Here is a 10,323-nt window from a genome sequence, read left to right as displayed (position 1 = left end):
CAGGCAGCCAGTACGGCAGGTGCCTGCTTGGCGGCCTGCTCCAGCACCCGGGCATCGTTGCCGGTGAAGCCGAGGCGGCGCAGGGTGGCGAGATCGGGACGCTCTTGTGGCGCCAGTACCCCCTGGGTCATGCCAAGCTCGGTCAGCGCCTTCATCTTGCGCAGCCCCTGCTTGGCGGCCTCTTTCGGATTGGAAGCCTCCTGGGCATTGCTCTGGGAGGCAACATTGCCGTAGGAGAGGCCAGCATAGTTATGAGTCGGGCCGACCAGACCGTCGAAATTGACCTCGAAGTGCTTCATTGAGTACATCCTTTCGATTTTTATGATGGGTAGCGGTTCCTTCCGCGCACAATGCGTCGGGGTTGGGCCATTATAAAGAGATTTTATGTTTTTGTAACAAGCCGGTAACCAGCAGACGTTTTTATGTCGTTTCAGATATAAAAAGAGGGGCGGTATGGCAGAAAATTGAAAAAGCGGTTGCGTCCGGCCTGTTGCCTTCGCATTAATAAATAAAGAAGCAATAAAAGAAGCCGTGTGGTTCGGGCTGGTCAGGCAAATTTGCTCACAAGATTGCTTTTTCGCGCCAAATCTCTTATACAGCCCCACAAAACCGCACACCAACCCCGTCGGGTGCAATGAGGATAATAGTTACAGCATGGGCAAATCACTGGTCATAGTGGAGTCTCCGGCCAAGGCCAAGACGATCAATAAATATCTGGGCAAGGACTACGTGGTGAAATCCAGCGTTGGTCATGTTCGCGATCTGCCCACCAGCGGCAGCGCCAGCACCGAGCCCAAGAAACCTGTCATTCGCGGCATCAAGTTGAGCGAATCCGAGAAGGCTGCCAAGGATCGCAAGGCCCTGTTTGCCCGGATGGGTATCAATCCGACCGCTGGCTGGCAGGCTAACTACCAGATTTTGCCCGGCAAGGAGAAGGTGGTCAGCGAGTTGCAAAGTCTGGCCGAGAAAGCCGACACCATCTATCTCGCAACCGACTTGGATAGAGAAGGAGAGGCGATCGCCTGGCACCTGCGCGAGATCATCGGTGGCGACGACAGCCGCTACAAGCGTGTGGTGTTCAACGAGATCACCAAGAGCGCCATCAAGGAGGCGTTTGCCCAGCCGTCCGAACTCAATATTGACCGCGTCAATGCCCAGCAGGCCCGTCGTTTCCTCGACCGCGTGGTGGGTTACATGGTTTCCCCGCTGCTGTGGAAAAAGCTGGCCCGCGGTCTCTCCGCCGGTCGAGTGCAGTCCGTTGCGGTGCGTCTCATCGTCGATAAAGAGCGCGAAATCAAGGCGTTCGTTCCGGTCGAGTTCTGGGATCTCAATGCCGACCTGCTGACCGCCGACAAGAGCGATCTGCGGATGGAAGTGGTCAGCCGCAATGGTGCCGACTTCAAGCCGGTGACCCAGGCCGAGACCTTTGCCGCTGTCGCAGCCCTGGAAGGGGTCGACTACAAGGTCGTTAACCGGGAAGACAAGCCGACCGGCTCCAAGCCGTCCGCGCCGTTTATCACCTCCACCCTGCAGCAGGCGGCCTCTACCCGTCTGAGCTTCGGGGTCAAGAAGACCATGATGATGGCCCAGCGTCTCTATGAAGCGGGTTACATCACCTATATGCGTACCGACTCCACCAACCTCAGCAAAGAGGCGGTTGAGGCGGTGCGTGAATATATCGGCGAGCAGTATGGCGCTGCCTATCTGCCAGCCGAGCCGAATTTGTATGGCGCCAAGGCCAATGCCCAGGAAGCGCACGAGGCGATCCGTCCCTCCAACGTACAGGTGACTGCCGAGATGCTGGAAGGGATGGAGCCGGATGCCATGCGTCTGTACGATCTCATCTGGCGTCAGTTCGTTGCCTGCCAGATGACCCCGGCTCAATACGACTCCTCCACCCTGACCGTCAAGGCGGGTGAGTTCGAGCTCAAGGCTCGTGGCCGTACCCTGCGCTTCGCCGGTTGGACCAAGGCTCTGCCGCCGATGGGTCGCAAGGGTGAAGATAGTCAGCTGCCGGCGGTGACCGTTGGCGAGGTGCTGAAACTGGTCAAGCTGGATCCGCGCCAGCACTTCACCAAACCGCCTGCCCGTTTCACTGAAGCTGCGCTGGTGCGCGAGCTGGAAAAACGCGGCATCGGCCGTCCGTCAACCTACGCCTCCATCATCTCCACCATCGTCGATCGCGGTTATGTGCGGGTCGAGAGCCGCCGTTTCTTCGCCGAGAAGATGGGTGAGATTGTCACCGATCGTCTGGTGGAGAACTTCGTTGAGCTGATGAACTACGAGTTCACCGCCAAGATGGAAGACAAACTCGATGGCATCGCCGAAGGGAGCCTGGAGTGGAAGAAGGTGCTGGATGCCTTCTACGCCGAGTTTACCCAGGAGCTGGAGAAGGCTGACAAGGCGCCCGAAGAGGGCGGCATGCGTGCCAACCAGATGGTGATGACCGACATCGACTGCCCGGATTGCGGCCGCAAGATGGGCATTCGTACCGCCACCACCGGCGTGTTCCTCGGCTGCTCCGGCTATGCCCTGCCGCCGAAAGAGCGCTGCAAGAAGACCATCAACCTGGTCTCTGCCGATGAGTTTGTCTCCGCCACTGACGGCGAAGAGGCGGAAACCGAAGCGCTGCGCGCCAAGCACCGCTGCGGCGTCTGTGGTACAGCGATGGATGCCTATATCATCGACGACAGCCGCAAGCTGCACGTCTGTGGTCGAAACCCGGATTGCGATGGCTACGAGATCGAGAAGGGCCAGTTCAAGCTCAAGGGCTACGAAGGGCCGAGCATCGAGTGTGACCGTTGCGGAGCCGAGATGCAGCTCAAGAACGGCCGTTTCGGCAAGTACATGGGCTGCACCAACGAGACCTGCAAGAACACCCGCAAGATCCTGAAAAACGGCGACATCGCGCCGCCGAAGGAGGATCCGGTGCCGCTGCCGGAGCTCAAGTGCACCCAGTCCGATGCTCACTTTGTGCTGCGTGACGGGGCTGCCGGTCTGTTCCTGGCGGCCAGCAACTTCCCCAAATCCCGCGAGACCCGCGCGCCGCTGGTGGAAGAGCTCAAGCGCTTCAAAGATCGCATCTCCGCCAAGCACAAGTATCTGGCCGGTGCCCCGCTCACTGATCCGGACGGCAACCCCGCCATCGTACGTTTCAGTCGCAAGACCAAGGAGCAGTACGTGATGAGCGAGGTCAACGGCAAGGCGACCGGTTGGACCGCTCACTACGACAACGGTACTTGGCAAGAGAGTTTGCCAAAGGCTAAAAAAGCCTGATGAAAAGAGGCCCCGACAAGGGGCCTCTTTGCTTATGGATAGCGGTATACTGATACAGCTGCAAGGAGTGCAGCTGTCATCAATCGCGAAGTAGACAAGGAGGTTGAGATGGAGATAAACGAGATCCGGCCGGGCATGAGCTGCATGACCCGTGAAGGGGCGGCCTATGTGCTGGAGGTTGACCGGCAGAGCCTGCTGGTGCTGCTGCAGCGCGCGGATGAGACCATACCGGTGCAGGTGCGCAGCGACGAGATCCTGGCGCCGCTGGAGTGATCCGGCGGTGATCCCCTCAAAACGGCAGTAGAAAAAGCAGCTCGGCCAGATCGGGCTGCCATTGCCACTCCTTCATTCTGACCCGCCCACCGATCACCACGACCCCCTCCTGCTGCAGGCGTCCCGTCTGTTCGGCAAAGCTTGGCGATCCTTTCGGTAACGAGATAGTGCCCGCTGCGCCCAGCACCCGATGCCACGGCAGTACCTTGTCGGTTTCCCGCAGCACCTTGCCTACCAGTCTTGCCCGTCCGGGCAGCCCCGCCAGATCGGCCACCTGACCGTAACTGACCACCCGGCCTGCCGGGATCAAGGCGATGATCGCTTCGATACGGGCAGCTTTGTTGAATGGGGACGGACTTGATTCAATGCTCATAGACCCGATTCGTCAAAAACAACAGAAGCGCCATTGTGGCGCTTCTGTCATGGGGCTGGCAATGATTCAGCCGAAGGTCTGGCTAAGCCCCTTCAGTTGCTTGGCACGTTCCAGCAGAGCCTGACTTGAGTGATCGACATCCAGCATCTTCTGACTGTTGGCGTGGGAGTACTCGGAGATCTGGTGGATGCTGCGGCTGATCTCCTCCACGACCGCTTGTTGCTGCTCTGCAGCGGTGGCGATCTGGGTGGAGTGTTCGGTGACCAGCTCTATCTCTGCCAGCACGGTATGGAGGCTGCTGGCGCCCTGGCGGGTCATATCGGCACATGCGCGGGTCTGCTGCAGGTTCTCCTGCATCATCCCCTTCCAGCGTCCCAGCGTGTGCTGGATCTGCTTGATGCTGACCTGGATCTGCTCGGTCGCCTTGTGGGTGCGGGTCGATAGAGTTCGCACCTCGTCTGCGACCACCGCAAAACCACGGCCCTGCTCTCCGGCGCGAGCCGCTTCGATGGCGGCGTTGAGGGCCAGCAGGTTAGTCTGCTCGGCGATGCCCTGGATCTCGCCCATGACACTGCCAATCCGTTCGGATTCGCTGGCGAGCTCTACTGCCGAGTTGAACGCCAGCTCTGCCTGTTTGGCGAGCTGTTCGATCTGTTGCTCGGTCTGGTTCAACTGCTGGTTGGTTTGTTCACAACGATTGCGAGCTTCGTTGACCTGACCGTTGGAGTCCTGAATGTTGCGGGCGATCTCGTGGGCCGTGCTGGCCATCTGAGTCATAGCCGTAGCCATCTGCTGGGTCTGGGCATCTTGCTCGTTGATATCGAGACAGGCTTGATGAGAGGCCTGCTTCAGATTGATGGCCAGGGTTTGCAGAGGTGCCGTGGCATCGTTGATCCGCCCCAAAACGGTTCGGATGCGGGCCTGCAGCATCTTGATATGAAAATCGGCAATGGCGCCGGGGTTGTCACCGGAGTAGACCAGCCGGGTCAGACTGTCATATTCACGGCCCAGTTTCTGCAGATAGTGGGGCAGGGCAAAGAGCTCGCGCCAGTAGGCTCCGCCAATAAGCAACAGGGGCAGCAGCATCAGCAGGACGGTCATGGCCCCTTGGCTGGCGAAGGTCCAGCCCATCAGGCCGAGCAGCAGCAGGGTAATGGCCGGGGTGCGTACTTTGGCAAGAGAGGGGAGGTTGCTGCTGTTGCCGCGCTCGGCCTTGAGCAGTGCCTGGTAGGTCTGAGCGGCGATGCGCTTGAATTGGGGCTCGGGCTTGCAGCGTACCGACTGGTAGCCGCTGATCCTGTTGCCTTCATAGATGGGGGTCACATAGGCATCTACCCAGTAGTAACGGCCATCCTTGCAGCGGTTTTTTACCATACCGCGCCAGGGTTTGCCCTCCTTGAGGCGGGCCCAGAGATCGGCGAAGGCGGCCTTGGGCATGTCGGGGTGGCGTACCAGATTGTGGTTGTGTCCCACCAGTTCATCGACCGTGTAGCCTGCGATTTCGCAAAAGGCCGGGTTGGCGTAGGTGATCACCCCGCGCAGGTCAGTGGTGGAGACCAGTTGTACGTCGGCAGGAAACTCCACTTCGCTATCCAGGGTATGGACGTCTCTGCGGGCCATAGGAATACGCTCCGATGTTCTTGTTGATAATGTTGTCGTTGTTATTGTGGCAGATCTGGAGGTGGCCGCAGGCTCGCGCCAGCAGGAGGCAGACCAGCTTCATTGGGGGCTGGATTTTGCCAATAATGGCGGATGAATGGTAGGGGGAAGTTGATGTTTTGTTGGTTAATCGTAAAAAAGGCGGCCAATTGGCCGCCAAAGTAGAGACAACATTACCTCTGTGGCATCCGGTAGCGCACCTGCAACTGATCGAGGATCTGCAGCTGACCCGGCAGGCGGGCGGCGAAGTGCTCCCAGCCCTTGTGGGCGGGATCGCTCCAGGCCACCTCGGCCGTGGCCAGCATACGCGGGAACAACATGTAGTCGAGACGATCACGGCTGGTGATCAATTCTGACCACAAGGGGCTCAGCACCCCGAGGATGTTATCGTTGGCATGGAAATCGGCTGGGGCAGGGTCACACGAGTAGATCTGCTCCAGATTGAGGGTACCCGCCCAGTAGAGGCCGGGTTCATGAATATCGGCGCTCCAGGCCAGATCCAGATAGAGGAACTGGGCGGGCGCCATCACCACCGGATAACCGGCTGCGGCAGCGTCCAGCCCCGCCTGAAAGCTGGTCCAGGCACAGATGGCCGCTTTGCGGCTCACCTTGTCGCCATGCAGGATCTCCTCCCAGCCGATCATCTGTTTGCCTCTGGCGGCCAGATAGCGCTGGCAGTGGCGCAGCAGATGGCCCTGCAGCTCTCGGCAGTCGGCGTAGCCCTGTTCGACCATCAGCTGCTGGCAAGCGGGACTGTCGGTCCAGACCCCGGTCGGCACCTCGTCACCCCCCATGTGGATCTGCGGGCTGGGAAAGAGCTCGCATACCTCGTCTAGCACCGCCTCCAGAAAGCGGTAGGTGCCGGGCAGGGCGGGGTTGAGCACGTTGTCATCGAAATGCTGAACCGAGCGGTAGCAGGAGTGATCCGCCGTTTCGATCAGCAGCTCGGGCAGCGCCTTGATGGCGGCGTGGCAGTGGCCCGGAATGTCGATCTCGGGAATGACGGTGATGCCGAGCTCACTGGCATAGCTCACCAGCTCCTTCACCTCGCTCTGGGTGTAGTAGCCGCCATAGGGTTCGGCGCCGCCGCTGAGCTGGGGGCCGATCGCCAGATCGTGGCCGCGCCAGGCACCCACGTCGGTCAATGCCGGGAAGGCCTTGATCTCGAGTCGCCACCCCTCGTCATCGGTCAGGTGCCAGTGGAAGCGGTTGAACTTGTAGAGGCTCATCAGCTTGAGCAGGCGCCTGATGGTGGCCGGAGTGTGGAAGTGGCGGGCGCAGTCGAGAAAAATGCCGCGAAAGCCAAAGCGCGGGGCATCCTCCAGCGTGATGCAGGGCAGGCTCTCCCCATGTTGCAGATACCACTGAGCCAGCGTGACCAGCCCATGACGCCAGCCCGCTTCGTCGGCGGCGGCAATCACCACCTCCTGCGGCGTGATGGTAAGTTGATAGGCTTCGGGGGCCAGTTTGTCCTCGGTCAGCCGGATTTCAGCGTCGTGATCCTGCTCCAGCGCCAGCGACGTCAGCTCGTTGAAGTGGGCCAGCAATTTCGGCACATCGCGGGGGGCGCTGACATGAGCCCGCTCGGCCAGCCGGAAGTTCCCCTCCAGCAGTACCAGATGGGCCGGTTGCGGCACTATACCGGGCAGAGGCTCGATATCCGGCAGGTCTGGGCGGGTTACCGGCGGGTTCTCCAGTCCGAGATCCTGCGCCGCCAGCGTCACCGGTAGCAGCTGGGCACCTGTGGTCGCCTCCGGCAAGCTGAGGAAAAAGCCCTGCGGCATGTCGGAGAGCTTCTTGATGGGGGTCTGGCGGCAGCAAAAGCGCAGCTCGCAGCTGCCAGCGTTCGGGACAATCACCTTGTAGCTGCCGCTTTGGCGCTCCAGCTCGCCCCCTTGCAAGGAGTCGGGGTCGATATGGCGAGCCAGACAGAAGTGCAGCTTCCACTTGGTATCAGGCATGCGGGAGAGGGTGAAAGTGAACCAGACATCCTCGCCGTCACGTCGGGCGACCTGGGTGTGGATCAGGGGTGTAGACATGGAAAATCCTCTGATTGGGCAAACAGGATGGCGCCATCGAGCGCATCTGCCTGGGGGGGGATCAGGTTGAGCTGGCCGAGACGGGGAGCGAGGCGGGTGCCAATCCCCCCCAGCAGGGCGATCTGTCCGGCACCCAGCTGGGTCATTCCCTCCAGCAGGATCCGCAGCTGTTCGCAGGTTTCGTCCAGCAGCTGATTGGCTAGCTCGTCGCCATCGCTGGCGGCATCGAACACCCAGGGGGCAAAGTGGCCATAGTCCGCCGGAATGGCGCGGGCGGCCCAGCGAACCACCTCGGCCTGATCCCGCTTGAAGCGGTCCATCAGGCGGATGGCGAGGGTGCTGGGGGGCAGAATGCCGTCGTGGCAGAGCAGGGATTGCTGAATGGCGCGCAGCCCCAACCAGGCGCCGCTGCCTATGTCTGAAATGGGGAAGCCGCGGCCGGAGCAGGTGCGGATCTGCCCCTCCTGATAGACAAGCCCCACCGAGCCGGTGCCGGCGATCAGAATGGCCCCCTCACGGCCACCAAAGGCACCGAGGCAGGCACCGAAGGCATCGGAGGTGAGCCTGACGCTGGCAAAGGGGAAGGGCATCTCGAGCAGGGCGTGATAGCAGTCGGCCAGCTCGGCGGAGGCGAGCGCCAGCCCGACCCCCATCTGCTGTTCACTCTCGATAGCGATCCCGGCGGCAAGGCGGGCGCTGGCGATGGCGGCCAGCACATTGGCGTGGGCATGGGGGATGCCCAGCTCCAGGTTGGATCCTGCCGCGCGCCCCTCTCCGAGCAGCTTGCCCGCCCGATCCCGAATGCGGGCGCGGGTGTGGGTGCCTCCGCCGTCGACGCCGACCCAGAACTCAATCATGGCGGCCTCCATTTCCCTGCGCATTCAGCCAGGTGATGGCCAGGGCAAACCAAGCTGGCTGTATGGAGGATCCACTACTCTCCCCAATGCCAATGATGCTCGAGCCGATCTCAATCATGGTGCTCTCCCTGCTCATTCCGATCACCCAGTGCACTCTGCCAGCTGATGGCAAGGGCAAACCAGGCGGCGTGGGGGATCCACTGCTCGCCCCAGCGCCAGTTTTGATCCAGCCGATCCTTGTACTCCTCCGGAATAAAGGCCACCTCATTTTCGTCATCAAACCCTGAGGTGATGCCGTTGCAGATCCCCCCCTGCGCATTGGGATACCCGGCGGTATAGACGGGGTTGTTGATACCGTGGCCCGCCAGCATGCAGGCGTTGAAGGGGTTTTGCCCGAGGATCCAGTCGAGCTGGTGCCGGCCATAAGTGAGCAGCGGCTGGCTCTGGCGGGGGAAGTGGCGGGCGCCAGCAAAGGCCATGGTCGCCAGAGACGCGAGGCGGGCGTTCTCCCCCTGCCACCAGTAACCGGATTCGTTATTGTGGGGCATAAAGAAGCTGACGCGTGGCGCTTCATCCACCCCTTTGACATATTGGCGGGCGAGGGAGAAGGGGTTGCCCGCCCGTGCGCACAGTGCCAGCTCGGCGGCCAGCGCCTGCTCCACTACGGTTTGCACCCGGGCCTGGTGCCCCTGATCCGGCTCTACGCCCAGATATTCCAGCAACGCCAGCACCGGCAGACCCGCCTCGGCGGCGTGGTAGTAGGGGCGCGAGCCATCCTCGTTGGCCGACCAGTAGTGACCTAGCTCAGGATGAGGGCGCTGGCGGGCACAGAGCTTGCTGGCGCGGGCTCTCGCCTCATTCAGCCACTCGTTGCCGAAGGTGCGGGTCAGCTCCACCGCCGCGAGCAGGGCGCAGTAATCGTCGATGATGTTCTCGACCCCGTCATCAAGGTAGGCAAGGTTGTGTTCACGCAGATGCAGGTAGCCGCGCTTGGCGGCCTCGGCGTAGCGGCTGGCATCGAAGTCGCCACTGACGCTCTCGCGGGCGGCGCGGGCCAGCGCGGCGATGGCCATGCCGCCCCCTTGGCGAAAACCCGCCTGCCAGTTGGCGGATTTGAGCCCCTGCTGGGTGGCATAGGCGCACAGCTCGCGCTGGGCGGGATCCTTGCTCCACTTGTCGAACAGGGTCATGAAGAAGAAGCCTGACTCATCCTGCATCCGGCAGAGGAAATCGGCGCCGTGCAGCGCCTCGTCATTGAGCCGCTTGCAGAGGTTCACCCCGTCGATATCGCGGCGCGGGGCCAGCAGTTCCCGGCACTTGAGCAGGGCCCACACCACCATAGGGGTCTGCTGGGGGTTGAGGTAGTTGGCGTAGGAGAGGTGGCTCAGGTACTTGCTCATGTCGCCGCTGGCATCGAACCAGCCGCCGTGCACATCTTTTTGCTGGTCGGTGCCAAACAGGCGGGCGCTGCGGTCGGCCCGATCGAAGGTGCCGCTGGCGCGCTGGCCCTTGAAGTAGTGGATGACATCGGAGAGACAGCGGCTGGCCAGCAGATCCTGGCCGATGGCAAAACGGGTGGAGCGGACTATGCCTTGGGCAGTGATCGCCTCCAGCCGATAGTGGCCGGGCTCCTTGAAGGCGGAGAAGTCGGCGCGCCAGTAAGCGCGGCCTTGCCAGCCAGAGACGCTGCCAGCCGGTTGCAGCGGGGTTTCAAACAGGATCTGGCCATCGTCGAGGCGTTGCAGCCTGACATAGCCGCCGAGATCAGGGGCGGGGGAGGTTTGCAACAGGGCGACCTTGTGTCCGTCGCACTCGTAGCCCACCTGATTGATCAAGAGTTCCATCA

The 10,323-nt window shown here is 61.5% G+C and carries 8 protein-coding genes and 1 pseudogene; 2 read left to right on the top strand and 7 right to left on the bottom strand.

From position 1 onward, the window contains the following. Positions 1–269 (bottom strand): annotated as a pseudogene (locus L972_RS17820) (N-succinylarginine dihydrolase); the annotation flags it as partial. A gap of 385 nt (positions 270–654) precedes the next feature. Between L972_RS17820 and topA the strand changes: the two are divergent. After that, the gene (topA, locus tag L972_RS17815; protein ID WP_005362158.1) at positions 655–3,276 is read left to right on the top strand and encodes a type I DNA topoisomerase; all 2,622 of its coding nucleotides are present in this window, start codon (positions 655–657) and stop codon (positions 3,274–3,276) included. A gap of 108 nt (positions 3,277–3,384) precedes the next feature. Beyond that, entirely contained in the window at positions 3,385–3,549 is a 165-nt protein-coding gene (locus tag L972_RS21670; protein WP_005334891.1) for a hypothetical protein, read from the top strand. A 16-nt stretch (positions 3,550–3,565) separates the two neighbouring features. On the opposite strand, the gene L972_RS17810 is transcribed toward L972_RS21670, so the two are convergent. The 6 genes from L972_RS17810 to L972_RS17790 form a co-directional block, all read right to left on the bottom strand. Continuing rightward, positions 3,566–3,922 (bottom strand): MGMT family protein, encoded by a 357-nt coding sequence (locus L972_RS17810; protein WP_047439994.1) that lies wholly within the window; start codon positions 3,920–3,922, stop codon positions 3,566–3,568. A gap of 66 nt (positions 3,923–3,988) precedes the next feature. Further along, a complete protein-coding gene (locus tag L972_RS17805; RefSeq protein ID WP_047439992.1) occupies positions 3,989–5,542 on the bottom strand; it encodes a methyl-accepting chemotaxis protein in 1,554 nt (517 codons plus the stop codon). Between the two features lie 212 nt (positions 5,543–5,754). After that, on the bottom strand, positions 5,755–7,620 hold the full coding sequence (locus L972_RS17800; RefSeq protein WP_047439990.1) for a beta-N-acetylhexosaminidase: 1,866 nt from the start codon (positions 7,618–7,620) through the stop codon (positions 5,755–5,757). Next, positions 7,605–8,477 (bottom strand): BadF/BadG/BcrA/BcrD ATPase family protein, encoded by an 873-nt coding sequence (locus L972_RS17795; RefSeq protein WP_047439988.1) that lies wholly within the window; start codon positions 8,475–8,477, stop codon positions 7,605–7,607. Before L972_RS17795 ends, L972_RS17800 begins: the two co-directional genes overlap by 16 nt. Next, positions 8,470–8,595, bottom strand: coding sequence for a hypothetical protein (locus L972_RS22175; RefSeq protein WP_269428992.1), 126 nt, complete (start codon positions 8,593–8,595; stop codon positions 8,470–8,472). The genes L972_RS17795 and L972_RS22175 overlap by 8 nt, the downstream gene beginning before the upstream one ends. Continuing rightward, positions 8,588–10,321, bottom strand: a complete 1,734-nt coding sequence (locus L972_RS17790) for a glycoside hydrolase family 9 protein (RefSeq protein ID WP_047439986.1) — start codon at positions 10,319–10,321, stop codon at positions 8,588–8,590. The genes L972_RS22175 and L972_RS17790 overlap by 8 nt, the downstream gene beginning before the upstream one ends. Between the last annotated feature and the right edge of the window lie 2 nt (positions 10,322–10,323).

It is taken from the genome of Aeromonas sp. ZOR0001 (assembly GCF_000801015.1).
GTDB lineage: Bacteria > Pseudomonadota > Gammaproteobacteria > Enterobacterales > Aeromonadaceae > Aeromonas > Aeromonas veronii.
This window is presented reverse-complemented; position numbering and strand designations above follow the sequence as displayed.

Excerpts from the sequence above, each read along its gene's own strand:
- L972_RS22175 (WP_269428992.1), bottom strand. The coding sequence starts at position 8,595 with ATGATTGAGATCGGCTCGAGCATCATTGGCATTGGGGAGAGTAGTGGA.
- L972_RS17800 (WP_047439990.1), bottom strand. The coding sequence starts at position 7,620 with ATGTCTACACCCCTGATCCACACCCAGGTCGCCCGACGTGACGGCGAG.
- L972_RS17790 (WP_047439986.1), bottom strand. The coding sequence starts at position 10,321 with ATGGAACTCTTGATCAATCAGGTGGGCTACGAGTGCGACGGACACAAG.
- L972_RS17795 (WP_047439988.1), bottom strand. The coding sequence starts at position 8,477 with ATGATTGAGTTCTGGGTCGGCGTCGACGGCGGAGGCACCCACACCCGC.
- L972_RS17810 (WP_047439994.1), bottom strand. The coding sequence starts at position 3,922 with ATGAGCATTGAATCAAGTCCGTCCCCATTCAACAAAGCTGCCCGTATC.
- L972_RS17805 (WP_047439992.1), bottom strand. The coding sequence starts at position 5,542 with ATGGCCCGCAGAGACGTCCATACCCTGGATAGCGAAGTGGAGTTTCCT.
- L972_RS21670 (WP_005334891.1), top strand. The coding sequence starts at position 3,385 with ATGGAGATAAACGAGATCCGGCCGGGCATGAGCTGCATGACCCGTGAA.
- topA (WP_005362158.1), top strand. The coding sequence starts at position 655 with ATGGGCAAATCACTGGTCATAGTGGAGTCTCCGGCCAAGGCCAAGACG.